The sequence below is a fragment of the Parasegetibacter sp. NRK P23 genome (genome assembly GCF_023721715.1).
Taxonomy (GTDB): domain Bacteria; phylum Bacteroidota; class Bacteroidia; order Chitinophagales; family Chitinophagaceae; genus Parasegetibacter.
Window position 1 is genome coordinate 1,011,149 of sequence record NZ_JAMDLG010000001.1, and the last position, 17,332, is coordinate 1,028,480.

Below are 17,332 nucleotides of genomic sequence, written 5' to 3' on the forward strand. Positions count from 1 at the left end.
GGCAATTCGTTTGTTTATTCGGAATAGGCATGGAAATAAGCTGAAAGCGCCTGGCGCGCTTTGGCGGCGTCGGCCATGGGAGTAGCTTCCAGGGCGCCGGTATTTTGTGGTTTCATCAACGCTTCCAACGCGGTGCGTCCCCTGCTGGAAACGCCGCCCTGCATGGATTCCACCGTACCTTTCGTGGTGAGTCTTTTGCCGAGGTTCCATAAGAAGGCGATGCCTTCACGGATACCGAGATCATCTTTGGGGTGCACGTTTTTATCTTTGTACGCATTCGTAAGTTTATCTTCGTGAGGTGGTTCGAATGCGATAAGCGCCGGAATATTCAGAATACCCTTTCCATAAAGATTTTCTTTCCAATCCGCGGCGGGCGCACGCGCTGTTTGCCGCAGGCAATACCGGAACGCTTCGGGTATCATCCATTTTTCCGAATAAGCGGCGAGTCTTTCATGGTGGGCGGCTTTCCACATGGCCGCGGCGGAGGCCACATGCGGGGTGGCGTAACTTGTTCCGCTGCCATACACCATAATTTCCCGGCCATCCTTATCAATGAACGGCACATAAACATCTTCGCCGGGGGCGGCCACATCCACTTCTTTCCCATAACTGGAACCCTTCCAGGGTTGCTCATCGGGGTTTACGGCGGCCACGGCAATGGTTCCGGGATATAGCGCTGGAGCTATCACCATTTCCACTTCATTGCCGGCGGCGCATACCCATATCAGTCCGGCATCATAAGCCATCTTCGCCACCCTCGCGATCATGGGGCGGGGATAACTTCCCATGCACATGAAGGCCACATCCACCTCGTTCAATACGGCATGGTTGATGGCATCGGCCAATTCTTTTCCCCTTCCGATCAATATAACGGATTTGGCTATGCGATAGGGAATAAGGGTTTGAAGTAATTTACCATTGCGCACCAGCATCCCGAGGTTACCGTCTCCGGTATACTGTGCATTCACACCTCCGATTACCAGGCTGGCGGTGCGGGTACCATGACCCGGGAACTTAAGCAGCCATTTACTGTGTGAATCAACGGCATCATCATCTTCATCAATGAAGTCCATGTCTTCCAGGAAATTGTACCCGTTCTTAACTTTGCCATGCAGAGAATACCCGGTATCAAGTTGCGCGATCTTCATGAAAGGGAGTAACTGGTCCACATTATCCCAGCATTTTTTCTCCCGGAGTTCCCGTTCGACGCGCTCGGCTTCCGTTTCATTTTTCACTATGAAAGGTGGATAAACGGCATCCCAGTTCCAGCGGCGCAGCCGCGCCAGGTCGTTGTTGTCGATATGTGGTTTGCTCAACTTCGCATCTTTCCATCGTTTTATAAACTCTGGTTCATTTTCCTTCGCGGAGCCATCGTTGAAAATGAAACTCTCCTCCTGCCCGGTGGCCATTCCTCCCATATTTGTTTCCGATAGTCCAACATCGGTATAGGCCGGAAGGTCGGGTGTGCAGCTTTCCACCTGCGGCAGGGCCTCCAGTGCTGCGGCCAGTTCATACGGAGGCGTGGCACTCCGCACCGTGAGGTATTTGTAGCGCCGCAGTTCGGGATCAGAACTGAGCGGGAACAACGGTTCCAGTTGCACAAAACCATCAATGTATTTGCCGGGATCTTCTATAAAATCATCGAACAAAGCATCGTTGCCGGAAAGTTCCATTTCAAAATACAGTGTACCACCTTGTGCAGGCGGCAAAGCATCGGCGGGAGCGCTTTCTGTTTTAACGGACCTGGCGGGTTGCGTACTGCGTGGTGCGGGCTCAGTCTGGGCCACACCCAATAATTGCTGGCGGTAGGGTTCCATATCAGGAGGAATTGAGATTGAACGAATTGCTTTTACGATGCTGCTTACGCGGATGCCTTCATTGCCGATCCAGTCTATCACATCGTCTGTATCACCAGCCTGCACGGGCAGGCCATCTTTGCGGAGCCACTGTCCTTTGTCGTTTCTCCGCGGCACGCCGCTGTGGTGCAGCGCCACCACCTGACCGGTACCCAATCCCACCACCATGCTACCGGAAGAGCCGGGCAGTGTATCGGATTCATAGATAAGGAAATTATCGGTCAGCGTGATCATCCGGATATCTTTCAGCACGATCTTTTTGTAGTCGCCCGCGGGGTGCTGGATCACAATGCAGTTCTCTCCTTCCACAATTTTGCCGAGGGTTTCATCGAAGCGGGTATAGGGAAAATCCGTGATGGGAATACCATTGTCGGAAATCTCATCCACCGCCACGATCGTGAAATCGAGGCCGCTATAGGGCACCATGATGTTCTTTTCAAGCGAAGAGCTCATGAAGAACTTTTCAGGCTTCAGCCTGAAACTTACCGGCGCCGTAACACCACCTTTACCGGTGAGTTCATAGGAGAACTGCGCCACGGAATGCGCGGCCGCGGCGGCATCGGGAAAAACATGGTGGTTGGTAATGAGCAGTCCGGGCGCGATGAGAAAACCCGTTCCGAAGCCGGAACCGCCGAAAGGACTCGAAATGGTGATTCTGCATACCGATTCAGATAGACGGAGCAGTTCGCGGATGATAAACACATCCTGGAAATTGGGCACCCCGTTGATGCGTTCAATGGCCTGGTCGGGCGGCAGGCCTTCCCGCTCCATACGCAACGCAAGTCGGTCGCGGTTGTGCGGAATTTCCGTGAGGGGAATACTACCCTTCCGGTTATGGTAGATGCCGCTCCTGATGAGTTCTATCTCCTGTAAGCTCGCGGAGTAGCGGTCGGACGCGTAATTCGCCAGGTCCTTTTTTACCTGTTCCATGTATGGACATGTTAGGGTGAGGCGCAGGATATACATACGCCGGTGCTACCAAACAGAACGGAACGGTGTAATTTCCAGGGAGAGGGGATTGAATGACGCTAAAGATAACAGGTTAAGGTGGGTTTGTCAATACCACTAAAAGGGGGGTTATTGTCCGCCCGTACGGGAACGGAGCTGACCGGGAGAAACACCATGGTGCCGGGTGAACAGTTCTATAAAATGGCTCACCTTTTCATAATTCAGGCGGAACGCCACCTCCGACACACGCAGGTCGCCGGAGGAGAGCAATGCCCTTGCGGCCTCCATTTTCTTTTTGATATAGTATTCATAAATACCGGAGCCAAAGGCTTTCCTGAACCTTCTTTTAAGCGTGGATTCACTCATGGCGAATTTGCGGGCCATTGTTTCAATAGCGGGTAACTTTCCGAAGACGCTGGTGTCGAGGATTTCTTTCAGCGCGTCCATTTGTTCATCCGCCGGTTGAGACGCAGGCTCCGGCAACAACTGGTGCACCACGAAATCAAGCAGTTCAAACGTCCGCGATTTTACCAGAATACTACCCCCTGCACCTCTGTGCACATCAGAAGCGATCGCGTTCAGCAAGGCATGGTAAAAAACGCTGTTCCCCACCTGCATCTTTCTGGCACTGTTTTCATTGAACAGTTGCATCCAGGCTTCACGCAGTGCTATTTCTTCCGGATTATCATACTGAAGCCGGAACCATTCTTCGGTTACCAGTAATTCTATTATCCTTACTTCCGCGCCGCCCTCAAGGTGAATGGTACCGCGGAAAGTATTGGCGAAAATGAAGAGCTCATTCACATCAGACTGTATGATTTCAGCAGAACCGTTATTCATCCGCAACAGCGGAATACTCTGCAGGCATAGGATACTGAACGATCTTTCCGCGCCGGTTTTTATCCCGGGAAGATGAAAGCTTACAGCTTCGCTTAGCTCGTAGTTCCAATTCCGGATCAGTAAGCCAGGCTCCGCTTCTTTCACAAATACATATCCATGGCCCAATGAATGATGAAGATGAAAATAATGAGGGTGGTACTGCGTACCAATAGTATGCATAAAATTCCCGGGAACACAATGCTCCCTGAATACAGACGGGATGTTCCATTCCATAGCACAAGGTTTTTTTCGATTGACCCAATAGCGGTATTTTTTGAACGGAATCAGGTATGATGTGACCTGATCTTTTACATAATTTCATAACAGCAACAAGTAGCCGCTAAATGGTCCGGAAGATGACACCGGTCTAAAAAGAGTGGTTGATCCTTATCTTAAAATTAAAGAAGTAAATCTGAAAAAAGCACCGGTATTCTTTTCCGGTCAAAAAATTCTCTAACCTCTTTCCCCATTCTATCGTGCGCTTTTTTCCGGACAAACCGGACAGGACAACTATTGCCTTAACGAAAACCTGATTCGAATGAAAAAGTTTTACACGTTTAAAATTATTACATCAGTACTTTGCCTTGCATTTTTCCACTTTTCCCAGGCGCAGAATGGCGCCCCATGTTACAAACCGGTAATTGGCGCAGCGAAAGGATTCGCTTCAATAGATGCGGGTGTGAGCATTGGTTTCACCTCCGGAAATACACCGGACAAACTCATCAACGGCAATACAGCAGACTACGCTGAAATAGACGATCTACTGGCCCTTGTTTCAGGAAAAGGTGTTGCGGTGACCGATTCGTTAAACACTTATCCTGCCGGGTGGCACGCCGGCTTCGTGGTGGAAACCGGAAACGACGCGTTGTTAAACGCTGATGTGTTGAACGGGATGCAGATCCAGACCTATAACAATGGCGCTGCCGCCGAAACATTCACGGTAGTAAACGGCACCTCCGTGACCCTGCTGAATGGCAGCATCCCGGGAAAGATTTACCTCAGTTTCCCCACTACACAGGCCTTCGACGAAATAAGGCTGATCAAGGGCACGCTGGCCAATCTTTCCGTGGGCACCACACTCCGCATCTATTATGCCATGGCCTTTGATCCGGCCTGTGGCTACAACGAAAACAACACCATCTGTTACGACCAGATCGCCGGGAACGGCTCCATCGTAAACTTTAACGGCGGACTGCTTACAACGCTGGCAACACTGGCCGATCCGGGCAACCTGACCGATGGCAACCGGGAAACCTACGCCACCATGGTACTTCCCGTACGCGCCAGCCTGCTCACCACATCACCCTATGTGGGCGTTACCAGTTTACAGGAAGTGTATCCCGGCGGGCACAAAGCGGGCTTCCGCGTGCAAACCAGCACCGGCCTGCTTGATGCCACACTATTGAATAGCCTAAGCATTCAAACTTATCTCCATGGCGTGTTGCAGGACCAGGCAGTGGTGGGAACATCAGGGCTGGTAAACGTAAACCTGCTGGCCGGCCCCACGGCAGTTCAGGAAGTGGCTATTACCACCACCATTGGAAAACCATTCAACGAGGTAAGGCTTGTTCAAACCGGGACCTCAGCAGCCATCAATACGCTCAGGATATTCGAGGCTTTTGAAAGCGGCCCTTCCTGTACCGATTGCAGAACAGCCATCACCACGGGCGCCGCCGCGCCTTATCTGGGCAACCGGCTCACGGGAGACCGGGATCCTGGTCTGGGCGTTTACCAGCGGGAGACATTACTGGGCATTACGATCGGAGCCTCCCTTGATAATCCTGGCAATATTGTGACACCATCGCTCACAGACTCCGTTCACTATGATGCGGTAGTTGGCGTGGGTGCAGGATTTCGCATGACCGTTGGCGTTACCGGCGGCGCAGATTATCCTGCCGGCACGGTAGCAGGGTTCGCGGTATCCGTTGGAAGTGGGTTATTGGAAGCCAATGTAATTGGCGGCTTTACCATCAAATTATACAGAGACAACAGCGTAAGCCCTGTTCAAACCATCAGCGGCGGATCACTTGTAAACCTGGGCTTACTCACTGGCGGCAGCAGCATCAATTTCATTGGAGGAGAATCAACAGTAGCCTTCGATGAAATAGAAATCGAATACCAGTCGCTCATCTCAGCGGGGCCGGATATCAAAGTATATTACGCATATGCTCAATTAGATACCGATGGAGACGGCACCGCCGACTGTCTGGAAGTTTGCCCGGCAGGAGATGATGCGGTGGACTCCGATGGAGATGGCACACCAGATGCCTGCGATGCCTGCAATACCGTAAATCCCAAATCACCCTATATTGACCACGATGGTGATACCAGTCCGGATGCCTGCGACACGGATTCTGACGGTGATGGTATTCCAGATGCCACGGAAGACACCAACGGAGACGGCGATCCCACCAACGATGATGCCGATGGAGATGGCATCCCCAATTATATAGACCTGGACAGTGACAACGACGGCATTCTGGACGCGGTGGAAACCGCCGCTGATACAGACGGAGACGGCGTTCCCAACTTCCTCGATCTCGACAGCGACAATGACGGGTTATTCGACCTCACTGAAAATGGCATATCTGGCGCGGCGGACCTGAACAACGATGGTGTGCTGGATGGCCCCGATGACGACAACGATGGCATCATGAACAGCGTGGACCAGGCGCCTTCCGTGTATGGCTCACCCGCACATCCCGCACCACAACAATCCGATGCCGACGGCATCCCCGATTACCTGGACCTTGATAGCGACAACAACGGCACATTCGATATCGTGGAAGCAGGAGGAAGCAACCTTGATGCCAATAACGATGGCGAAATTGACGACACCAACGATGCCGACGGCGATGGCATCATGGACGCCACAGACAGGAACGATACCGTATTCGGCTCTCCAGGCGGCACCATATTGCCGGTTACGCTCGTCAACTTTACCGCTGCACTTAAAAACAATACGGCGGTGCTGCAATGGACCACCACCTACGAACAACACAGCAGTCACTTCAATATAGAAAAGAAAACCAGGGAATACGACTGGAGACAGGTTGGAAAAGTGCAGGCCGCCGGCAACAGTGAAACCCCAATCGATTACACATTCACCGATGATGCCCCGGGAGCCGGCGTAATAAAGTATCGCCTTAAAATGGCCGATCTTGATGGCACGTTCACTTATTCCCCGGTAAGGACGATCTACAACGGAAACGCCGGTACGGCGGTGGTATTCCCCAACCCGGTAACCAATGGAAGCTTCCAGCTCACCACCGGCAATTTCAGCGGACAGGTCACCATACGCATCGCGGACCTGAACGGAAGAGTGGTGAAACAGGTGAACAGGGTTATGCGGCCAGGCGATGTACTGCCCATCTCCACGAACGGACTTTCCGCGCAACTGTACTCCATTCATGTGGTCGGAGGAAACGGGGAACAATTACTGAACACGAAGATTATATTAAGAAACTAGCAGGATAGGTTCCACGAAAACCCAGGAAATAAGGCGTATCATCCCAATTGATACGCCTTCCTGTTTTTAAAATAATTCTTTCAAGGCGGCCCGAAGGAAAGGCATTGTAGGTAGCCTGCGCATGATGTCCAAATCCTCCGGGAAAGAAGTTTTATTGTCCAGGAAACGCAGTACCCTGGCGGCATTGCCCTTTTTGAAAAGATCGGTGAAAATATCGGCTCCTTCTAATGTACGGTGCCGGAGGATATGCAGCAGCACGCTGTCGTAAAAACGGAACCTGGCGGGCATTCCGCCTGCGGCGGAAGGATGAACATTGTCCCGTAGTGCTTCCACCAAACGCAGGCTGTGTTCCTGAATATAACGGAAAGTGTATCCGCTGGATGCTTTTGTTTGTCCGCCCGCGGTACCGGTATAAATGATGTTTCCTTCGGAAACGGGAAACCTGAAATTGGTCATGGGGATTACCCCGAACTCCTCTTCTTCCACTGTATAATCATTCAGTTTCAGAAAGGAAGCGATGTAGTTGCGGAGCTGTTCATCATACACTTCGGGCTCCAATAAACTGGCCGTAAACAAAGTGTATTCCACCAACGCTTTTGTTTCCGTTAACGGCAACACATAAACGAAAGTAGACCCTTCTTCCTGCCCCACGCGGAAATCCATCAGCGTAGCTTTTGCCGGATGGAAAGCCGGACTGGCGGCTTCAATGATCCATCCTTTAAAATGTTGTAACAGGTAGTGTTGCTTATCCGAAACTTCAGGTTGTGCCGGAAGAATACTGTTGAACACATACCTTGCGGTGAACGCCTCTCCCCCCGCAATTACGGAAGCCATTCCTGCGGGGGCGTTATAAATAGCAGTTATAGGCGCGTAAAGTACTGTTATGGCCGGATCACCCGCGATCTTCTCCATGCAATACGCGTAAAACGTGGCGGAGCGGATCATTTTATATTGATAAGGCTTGATATCAAGCTCACCACCTTTCCAAGTATTGCTGAAAAAAGAAACGGTTGGCCAGGTATGCGCCACAACGGGCTCAAATAAACCGGGCTTTGTTTCCCAGAAGCACCAGGTTCGGTCGTTGCCCTGCTTCGGGGCTTTGTCGACCAGTAATATCTTCTTCCCTTTGGTAAGACCGGCTTCCTGTAAATGGATCAGCAAACTAAGTCCGGCGCAACCGGCGCCCGCGATGATATAATCGAAATCTTTTTCCACTCAGGAAATGGATTCTTTCTTTTGAGCGGACTTGAAGCGAAGGTCCTTTTTCACTTTCTCCCAGTATTTTTTATGCACGAGCAGCATGCCGAAAGATTCTCCTTCTTCTTTCTCCAGGTGTTTGTGGTGCATTTTATGGGCCCAACGGATAGCCTTCACATAAAGACTGTTGCTGCGGGAGAATATTTTTATCCGCTGGTGGATGATCACGTCGTGCACAAGAAAATAAGCGAACCCATATAGGGCGATGCCGAAGCCGATGGCGGCCAGCCAGTAAATATGTTTCGTTACCCCGATGTATATACTCATCCAGCTGGGGATGGAGAAGATCAGGAAGAACGCATCGTTCTTTTCGAAGAAACCGGGACCTTTTTTGTGGTGATCTTCATGCAGGTACCATAGAAATCCGTGCATCACGTATTTGTGGGTGAGCCAGGTGATGCCTTCCATTACGGCGAATGTGGCGAGCGTAATACCTATCAGTACCATCCAGTTCATGCGTCAGGTTTTGATTAAAACAATCGATCGGGCATTTGGTTGAAGTTTACTCGCGCATCCATTCGAGCAGTTTCGGAAACGCGATATGGAACCAGGCGGTGTAGGCAGCCGGGTCTTGTTTCAGCGCTTCTTCGATGGCTTCGAGCGAGGCGTAGCGAATCGCGGAAACTTCGTTGGGATCAGGGTGCACTTCGCCATCGTAATTCCCCACGAAAACGTGATCGAATTCATGTTCGGTGAGGCCGTTATCGAACGGAGCCTTATAAATAAAATCGAATGCTTTATCCAGTTTTACGGAGAAACCCATTTCCTCTTTCAAGCGGCGTTCAGCGGCCATTTCCACTGATTCACCTGGTTCGGGATGACTACAGCAGGTATTGGTCCACAAACCACCGGAGTGGTATTTTCCAGGTGCGCGTTGTTGCAACAGGAGTTCTCCGTTGTTGTTGAAAATGAATACACTGAAGGCCCTGTGCAACAGCGCCTGGCGGTGCGCTTCCATTTTTTCCATTGTGCCGGTCTGTTCGTCCCTTTCGTTTACCAGAACTATTTCCTTCATCCTTCTTTTTTTAATGCCTTTTTTGCTTCCAGTATTGAAAAGCGGGCAGGCGTTTCCTATTTACAAATTAACGGTGCGAAGGTTGAAAAAAATCGGCAGAAACTGAAGCCGTTCGGAAAAAACTACAAACACTTAAAAATACCCACGGCGAGCAATGCGCCAATCACGGGTCCCAACACGGGGACCCAGGCATACGACCAGTCTGACGGCTGTTTGTCGCGTATGGGCAGCAAACTGTACATGATCCGCGGACCAAGGTCCCGCGCGGGATTGATGGCGTACCCGGTAGGACCACCCAGCGACAACCCGATGGCCAGCACCAGGAGCGCCACGGGTAAAGCTTCCAGGGCACCGAGCTTCGTATCGGGGCCTACAATAAACAACACACCCAGTATCAGCACAAAGGTGCCGATCACCTCCGACACCAGGTTGTACCCGTAGTGTCGTATGGCAGGACTGGTGCAGAATGCAGCCATTTTGAGGCCGCCGTCGCCCGGGATATCGAAATGCTTTTTGTAAGTGAGCCATCCGAGCGCCGAACCGGTGGCGCAGCCTGCCACCTGGGCCAGTATATAACCGGGCACGAGTTCCCATGGGAATTTGCCCATGGCCGCCAACGCGATGGTTACCGCAGGATTCAGGTGCGCCCCGCTGTGCGGGGCCGCGATAAAGACGCCGGCGAACACGGCCATCGCCCAGCCAAAAGCGATCACGATCCAACCGCCTTCGCGCCCCTTCGATTCGCGGAGCAGTACATTGGCCACCACGCCGCTGCCCAGCAGCAGCAGGATGGCGGCCCCTAAAAATTCGTGGATATAAGAATAAGTCACGTTCATCTCAATTCATTTAGTGGGTTCAGGCATTTGATTCATGGTTATCGGCCCAGGCGATAGCGGCTTTCACGGCACGGTTCCAGCCCGAGACGTATTTGTTTACTTTTTCTTCCGGCATCTGCGGCCGGAAATGCGCCGCTTCTTCCCATAATTCCCGGATCGTATCCACTGAATCCCAGAACCCGGTAGCGAGTCCGGCGAGGAAAGCCGCGCCCAGCGCGGTGGTTTCAACTACTTTGGGCCGCACCACTTCAACGCCTAATACATCACATTGGAATTGCATGAGGAGGTTGTTAGCGGTGGCGCCGCCATCTACGCGCAAAGCTTTGATGTTTATGCCGGAATCAGCTTCCATCGCTTTCAGGACATCCCTGGTCTGGTACGCTATGCTTTCCAGCGCGGCCCTCGCCAGGTGCGCCGAAGTGGTGCCCCTGGTAGCGCCGAAGATGCAACCTCGTGCATCCTGGTTCCAATGCGGGGCGCCCAGTCCGGCAAAGGCCGGCACTACATAAACACCCTCGTTATCCGATACACTTGTAGCCAAAGCTTCAATTTCAGCGGCATTTCTGATGATGCCTAAACCATCGCGCAGCCATTGTACCACCGCTCCGGCAATAAAGATGCTGCCTTCCAGCGCGTACGTGGTTTTGCCGTTCAGTTGCCAGGCGATGGTAGAGAGTAAATTGTTGGAAGAAGGGATGATTTTATCCCCGGTGTTCATCACCATAAAACACCCGGTACCATACGTGTTTTTCACCATGCCGGGTTCAAGACACATCTGCCCGAAGAGCGCGGCCTGCTGATCCCCTGCTATCCCGGCGATGGGGACTTTAAAATTGAAAATGCTGGCGTGTGTTTCCCCATACACTTCACTGCTGGATTTTACTTCCGGTAACATGGAAGCGGGTATATCCAGCATACGGAGGAGTTCTTCATCCCACTGCAGTGTGGCGATATTGTACAACATGGTACGCGAGGCGTTGGTTACATCCGTTACATGCACGGCGCCTTTAGTAAAGTTCCAGATCAGCCACGAGTCGATGTTTCCGAAGAGCAGTTTGCCCTGGTTGGCCAGTTCGCGGGCACCTTCCACGTTGTTGAGGATCCAGCGGATCTTGGTACCGGAGAAATAGGCATCGGGCAATAACCCGGTTTTTTCATTGATGGTTTTCGTGCGTCCCTGCGCTTTCAGTTCATCGCAGAATGCGGCCGTGCGCCTGTCTTGCCAAACGATGGCGTTGTATACCGGCTTACCGGTTTCTTTGTTCCACACCACGGTGGTTTCCCGCTGGTTGGTGATGCCCATGGCCGCGATCTGAGCGCCGGTGATCCCGGCTTTTACCACGGCTTCGGCGGTAACGCCCGCCTGGGTACTCCAGATTTCCATCGGATCGTGTTCCACCCAGCCTGGCTGCGGATAATGTTGTTTGAATTCTTTCTGTGCAACGGCCACCACGGCTCCTTTCCCGTTGAATACGATGGCCCGGGAACTGGTGGTTCCCTGGTCAAGCGCCAGTATAAATTTTTCCATGACAAGTTCATTCCCCTTACCCCGGGGAGGGTTAAGAGGTGGAAGATAGGAAAAATAATGTTGCGGATCAGATGCCGGAAACGAACTCCATCACCTCCTGCAAGGATCGTTTTAAAACGATTTTTCCCGGCACACTTTTCCGGTAAGCCTGGGTGATTAACCCCGAAATGACAAGGGGTGTATCAGGGCATTTCTGGTAAACGTTATTCAGAAAACGGTCGAAATTGAAATGCCCGGCCACTGAAGTGAGGTGGGTATATAAGAAATCAGGGCACTTGAGTTTCACCACATATTCCAGGTCCTTTATAGGGACATTCGCTCCAAGATATAATGTTTTTACGCCACGACTTTTGAGGATATAATGGACATAGAGTAAACCAAGTTCATGGTGTTCTCCTTCCGGAAGAAAGAGCAAAACATTTTTATCCACTGAAAGGTGGGTGACACAGTTTTCGATGCCCACGATGAGTTTCTGCCTTACTATATTGGTGACAAGGTGCTCCTGCGCCGGGTTAATATTGCTGGTGAGCCACAATACCCCGATCTTTTCAAGGAAAGGGAAAATAATTTGTGTGATGGCCCTTTCAATGCCACGTGCCGCGATGAACTTATTCAGCAAAGCTTCGAACCTGGTCATATCCATGTCCACCATATAGCTGATCAGCTCATTCACCAGGCGCTCCTGCTGTGCCTGCCCCTGTGACAACATCAGTAATTTATCCGCCATCTCCTCTTCCGTCATCTTGTCGATATGGGATATCTTGTACCCATATTTATTCAATAAAGAGATGTTGAGCAGCATTTTCAGCTCCTCATTACTGTAATACCTGATGTTTGTATCAGTGCGCTGCGGCTTCAGGAAAGTATAACGCTGTTCCCAAACCCTGATGGTATGCGCCTTGATGCCTGAAAGGTTTTCCAGGTCTTTAATGGTAAAGGCATTCATCGGAGTTGTTTAATTATTCTACCAATTTAGGTAAACATAATTACTTAACGTGTAATGCCGGGATATTGTTGGATTTTTTTTCAAATGCCCCGAAAATCAGCGGAACAATGACAAATGGAAGGTAAATACTCCTGTATCGCACAATAGCTCCGAGAAAGGGTATGGTAAGGCCGATTACTATAAAATTCAGCGCGGCGAAGGCGAAGAGTAACCGGAAAGGTACCGGTACCCTAAAACGCCAGCCTTTTTTTACGATCCAGTATAAAAAGACTATTTCCAGCAATAATATTTCCAGCGCCGAAGGGAGGTACACCAATTTACCGGCGACTTCCCAGGGAAAGGGCCGCAATAGCGCGTTTACCAACCCGCCCGGCATATAGGCCAGGATACTTTGCCAGGTTGGATCAAGTACACGGGTATCCAGTAAAGAGTCCCCTTTGAGCAGCAGGAATTCATTTCTTCTACCGGCAATATCCGCTGGAAAATGGTACCAGCCCAGCCAGGAAGCCAGCAGCAGCGCTGCAACAAGCAATGCCAGGAACAGGGCCAGTGGCCTTTGCGTGAACCGCCATTTCTTCCACATGATGTAATACACCAAGAACGGAGTAAACATGAGTACCGTGAACATGCGCGTTACCAACAACAGGAAAAATCCGGCGAGGATCAGCCAACCATAACGGGCGCCGGACCCAAGCCTGTCTGCTCCGTACATGCAGGCACATATCCCAGTGAATATCCAGCCTTCCTTGTACATACCACTTCCCCAAAAAATAAAGCCGGGCAGCAGGAAAGCCGCATACAGCAACAGTTTCGATGCGTCGGGCCAATACACTTTCACCAGTTTAATAAAGCAGATGATGCCATAAAAGGTCAGGAACGAAAAGAAAATTGTATTGATATAATAGTTGCTGCCGGAAAACAGGTTAAAAACGGCCACTACTTTATTGTGGAAATTAAACTGGAAATTGTTGACGAAATTCATACCTGTGCTCAGGCTCAGGAAAGTTTGTCCTTCACTGAAACGAAACAACGAAATGACAAATTCTAAAGGGTCGCGCAGCAGCAGGTCGGTTTCCAAAAGGCTCTCGTGGTACTGTTGCCAGGTGTCGAAACGATAATTATACAATGGACCACCAATATAACCGTATGCCAAAGCTGCCAGACATTTTGCCAGAAACAGGATGGTAATGGCCCGTTTAGAAAGCCCTGTATTCAATACGAAAGAATGCCGGCGGAGCCACCAGATTGCGATTAGTAAGTAAAAAGTTCCTAAAATAAAGGGCAACACGCGTTAAAATCTTGATTGGGCAGAAAGATACATTTTTTATTAAGTTTCAATACTGTGGTGCATTGGGCAAACAGGGGAATAAAATCCCCAAAGCTCAAATGTTAAGTTTCCGAATTGCGCAGTCGCGCTGTTGCATAATCCGTTTTTTTGGCATAACTTCTACTTACCCCTTCTCCCCGCAAATCAAACCCCAATATCTTTTTATTCAATCTGTCACTTGGTCGGTTCCGTTTATAAGGTGTGGTTTTTGTTGCCTTAAAGGTTGGTGGCTCGATTTTTTGTTTCACTTTTTATATAAAAATTTTAAACAAAACCGAACCACTTTTCGACTTTCTTGTTTAACTTTATATAGTCAATTCATAAACAACTAATATGTCAACGCTCGACTTCAACCAAATGCTGGAACGCAACGCGGATTTTCTGAAACCGTTTGCGATCACCCTTACCCGGGATTCGGAATCAGCCAAGGACCTGTTTCAGGAAACCCTGTACAGAGCGTTGGCCAACAAGGATAAATACAACGTAGGCACCAACATTAAGGCGTGGCTGTACACCATCATGCGGAACATCTTCATCAACAATTACCGCAGGAAGGCGAAACAGAATACTATTTTCGACAGTACGCCGAATGATTTTCTGCTGGACTACAACCAAACAACCGTAGCCAACGCAGCTGAAAGCAACCTGCGCATCAAAGATATTCAGGCCGCCATCCACAACCTGCCGGAAATATTCAGGAACCCCTTCCTGTTGTATTTTGATGGCTTTAAGTACCATGAGATCGCTGAAATGCTGAGAGAACCGTTGGGAACCATTAAAAGCAGGATACATTTCGCCCGGAAATTGTTGAAAGCACAGATCAGCCGCAGCAAATAATCTTAAACAAAATATTTCGACCCTAAGAAAGCGTTACCTTAATGGTGAATTACCTCTTAATGCCTAAAAATCACTCCTTTGAATAAGAAAGTAATCGTGATCGGAAGTGGTTTTGCCGGACTATCAGCGGCCAGTTTCATGGCACGGGAAGGCTGGCAGGTAACTGTATTGGAAAAACATGATATGCCCGGCGGAAGAGCACGCCGGTTCAGCGCCGAAGGTTTCACATTTGATATGGGACCAAGCTGGTACTGGATGCCGGATGTTTTTGACCGGTATTTCGCCAGCTTCGGAAAAAAGACCGCCGATTATTACCAGCTTCAGCGGCTGGACCCGTCTTACAGGGTTTTCTGGCCCGATGGGCCGGTAGATATTCCAGCGGATTACAATGAATTGAAGGCACTGTTCAACAAGATGGAACCCGGTGCAGGTGCGAAGCTGGATGATTTTCTGAAAGAAGCCGCTTACAAATATGATGTGGGCATTCACAAACTGGTGTACAAACCAGGGCAGTCGCTAAGAGAGTTTGTGGATTGGGACCTGATGAAAGGTATGTTCAGACTGGATGTGTTCAATTCCATGAAAAGCCATGTGGCCAAATATTTCAAACACCCATGGCTCCGCCAGCTCATGGAATTCCCGGTACTTTTCCTGGGTGCGTTACCCGAGAAAACACCAGCCTTGTACAGCCTGATGAATTACGCCGATATAAAACTCGGCACCTGGTACCCGGAAAAAGGCATGTACAGTATTGTGGAAGGTATGTATAAACTGGCGCTGGAATTGGGCGTATCGTTCGAGTTCTCGCGCAATGTGGAGCACATCTCCATCAATGGGAACCGAGTAAAAGAAGTAACAGCCAGGGATGAAAGGGGCAACTTGCGGCAATACACAGCCGATGTGGTGATTGGCGGGGCGGATTACCATTTTATGGAGACAAAACTGCTGGAACCCGCTTTCCGTAGCTATTCCGAAGCGTATTGGAACAGTCGCGTAATGGCGCCTTCCTGTCTCATTTATTATGTTGGGCTGAACAAAAGACTGGAAGGACTCACGCACCATACCCTTTTCTTTGACGTACCCTTTGAGCAGCATGCGGAAGAAATATATACCACCAGGAAATGGCCCGAGGAGCCGCTTTTTTACCTGAGCGCTCCTTCCGTAACCGATCCCACGGTGGCGCCGGAAGGTTGTGAGAACCTGTTCTTCCTCATCCCCACGGCTACGGGTCTGGAGAATGATGACGAACAAAGAAGGGCGCATTATTTCTCGAAAGTGGTGAAAAGACTAGAAGAGAAGATTGGCCAGGAAGTAGCATCGGCCATTGTGTACCAACGTTCCTTCGCGCTGTCGGATTTTGTGGCGGATTACAACGCGTTTAAAGGGAACGCCTACGGACTTGCGAATACGCTGATGCAAACAGCGGTATTAAAACCCGCCTGCCGGAGTAAGAAAGTGGAGAACCTGTTTTATACCGGGCAACTTACGGTTCCGGGCCCCGGTGTGCCACCCAGTTTAATTAGTGGGGAGGTGGTTGCACGGGAGGTACTTAAACATTATTCCTGAATTACGATCAACCAGATTAACTTGTAAGTTATGATGCAATTGTTTCACCATGTGAGCGGGCTGTGCAGCCGGTCGGTTACCGAGCAGTACAGCACTTCTTTTTCCTCGGCCATCAGGTTGCTGCACGCCGACCTGCGTCAGCCCATTTTTAACATCTATGGGTTCGTGCGGCTGGCAGACGAGATTGTGGATACTTTTCACGACCACGATAAAGCGCAATTGCTGCAAGAGTTCAAAAAAGAAACTTACCTGGCCATCGAAAGAGGCATCAGCTTAAATCCTGTGCTGCACAGTTTTCAACTCACGGCAAGGCATTACAACCTGGACCACGACCTCATTGAAGCTTTCTTCCACAGCATGGAACTTGACCTTGACCGCACTTCCTACGATACCATGGGTTACCAGGAATATATTTACGGCAGCGCTGAAGTGGTGGGATTGATGTGTTTACTCGTATTCTGTGATGGGAACAGGGAACGCTATGAGAAACTGAAACCTTATGCGCAGGCATTGGGTGCTGCTTTCCAGAAGGTGAACTTCCTCCGCGACCTGAAGGCGGATTACAACGGACTGAACCGGGTGTATTTCCCCGGTTGCGATTTCAGTAATTTCCGGGAAGAAGACAAACGCGCCATTGAAGCGGACATCGCGCAGGATTTCGCCAAAGCCTATGAAGGGATTTTGCAACTGCCCATGAAGGCGCGTTTTGGCGTGTATGTGGCTTATAAATATTATCTCTCTCTCTTCAGGAAGATAAAAGCGATGAAGCCGAAGTGTATCCTGGAACAACGGGTAAGGATACCCTCTTATCATAAGATGATGATCGTGATGCGCGCCGGTGTGAAGAACCAGTTGAGGATGATCTGAA

The 17,332-nt window shown here is 50.2% G+C and carries 13 protein-coding genes; 4 read left to right on the forward strand and 9 right to left on the reverse strand.

Annotated elements, in window-relative coordinates:
- Positions 1 to 14: 14 nt before the first annotated feature.
- A complete protein-coding gene (locus tag M4J38_RS04050) occupies positions 15 to 2,786 on the reverse strand; it encodes a S8 family serine peptidase (protein WP_251758248.1) in 2,772 nt (923 codons plus the stop codon).
- Between the two features lie 147 nt (positions 2,787 to 2,933).
- Positions 2,934 to 3,917 (reverse strand): helix-turn-helix transcriptional regulator, encoded by a 984-nt coding sequence (locus tag M4J38_RS04055; RefSeq protein ID WP_251758249.1) that lies wholly within the window; start codon positions 3,915 to 3,917, stop codon positions 2,934 to 2,936.
- Positions 3,918 to 4,221: 304 nt separating this feature from the next.
- Here M4J38_RS04055 and M4J38_RS04060 point away from each other — a divergent pair, with 304 nt between their 5' ends.
- Entirely contained in the window at positions 4,222 to 7,152 is a 2,931-nt protein-coding gene (locus M4J38_RS04060) for a hypothetical protein (RefSeq protein WP_251758250.1), read from the forward strand.
- Between the two features lie 66 nt (positions 7,153 to 7,218).
- Here M4J38_RS04060 and M4J38_RS04065 read toward each other — a convergent pair whose 3' ends face one another.
- From M4J38_RS04065 to M4J38_RS04095, 7 genes are all read right to left on the reverse strand, one after another.
- Positions 7,219 to 8,367 (reverse strand): lycopene cyclase family protein, encoded by a 1,149-nt coding sequence (locus M4J38_RS04065; protein ID WP_251758251.1) that lies wholly within the window; start codon positions 8,365 to 8,367, stop codon positions 7,219 to 7,221.
- A complete protein-coding gene (locus M4J38_RS04070) occupies positions 8,368 to 8,865 on the reverse strand; it encodes a beta-carotene hydroxylase (protein WP_251758252.1) in 498 nt (165 codons plus the stop codon).
- Between the two features lie 46 nt (positions 8,866 to 8,911).
- Entirely contained in the window at positions 8,912 to 9,424 is a 513-nt protein-coding gene (idi, locus tag M4J38_RS04075; protein WP_251758253.1) for an isopentenyl-diphosphate Delta-isomerase, read from the reverse strand.
- 122 nt (positions 9,425 to 9,546) lie between these two features.
- Positions 9,547 to 10,260 carry an MIP/aquaporin family protein gene (locus tag M4J38_RS04080; RefSeq protein ID WP_251758254.1) on the reverse strand — a complete coding sequence of 238 codons (714 nt, stop codon included), beginning with the start codon at positions 10,258 to 10,260 and terminating at the stop codon, positions 9,547 to 9,549.
- 19 nt (positions 10,261 to 10,279) lie between these two features.
- Complete coding sequence (glpK, locus tag M4J38_RS04085; protein ID WP_251758255.1) at positions 10,280 to 11,788, reverse strand: glycerol kinase GlpK; 1,509 nt, start codon at positions 11,786 to 11,788, stop codon at positions 10,280 to 10,282.
- Positions 11,789 to 11,855: 67 nt separating this feature from the next.
- The gene (locus tag M4J38_RS04090) at positions 11,856 to 12,734 is read right to left on the reverse strand and encodes a MerR family transcriptional regulator (RefSeq protein WP_251758256.1); all 879 of its coding nucleotides are present in this window, start codon (positions 12,732 to 12,734) and stop codon (positions 11,856 to 11,858) included.
- Between the two features lie 40 nt (positions 12,735 to 12,774).
- Positions 12,775 to 13,887 carry a hypothetical protein gene (locus M4J38_RS04095; RefSeq protein WP_251758257.1) on the reverse strand — a complete coding sequence of 371 codons (1,113 nt, stop codon included), beginning with the start codon at positions 13,885 to 13,887 and terminating at the stop codon, positions 12,775 to 12,777.
- 507 nt (positions 13,888 to 14,394) lie between these two features.
- Here M4J38_RS04095 and M4J38_RS04100 point away from each other — a divergent pair.
- From M4J38_RS04100 to M4J38_RS04110, 3 genes are all read left to right on the forward strand, one after another.
- Entirely contained in the window at positions 14,395 to 14,898 is a 504-nt protein-coding gene (locus M4J38_RS04100; protein ID WP_251758258.1) for an RNA polymerase sigma factor, read from the forward strand.
- Positions 14,899 to 14,976: 78 nt separating this feature from the next.
- Complete coding sequence (locus tag M4J38_RS04105) at positions 14,977 to 16,464, forward strand: NAD(P)/FAD-dependent oxidoreductase (protein WP_251758259.1); 1,488 nt, start codon at positions 14,977 to 14,979, stop codon at positions 16,462 to 16,464.
- A 30-nt stretch (positions 16,465 to 16,494) separates the two neighbouring features.
- Positions 16,495 to 17,331 (forward strand): phytoene/squalene synthase family protein, encoded by an 837-nt coding sequence (locus M4J38_RS04110; RefSeq protein WP_251758260.1) that lies wholly within the window; start codon positions 16,495 to 16,497, stop codon positions 17,329 to 17,331.
- Position 17,332 lies beyond the last annotated feature (1 nt).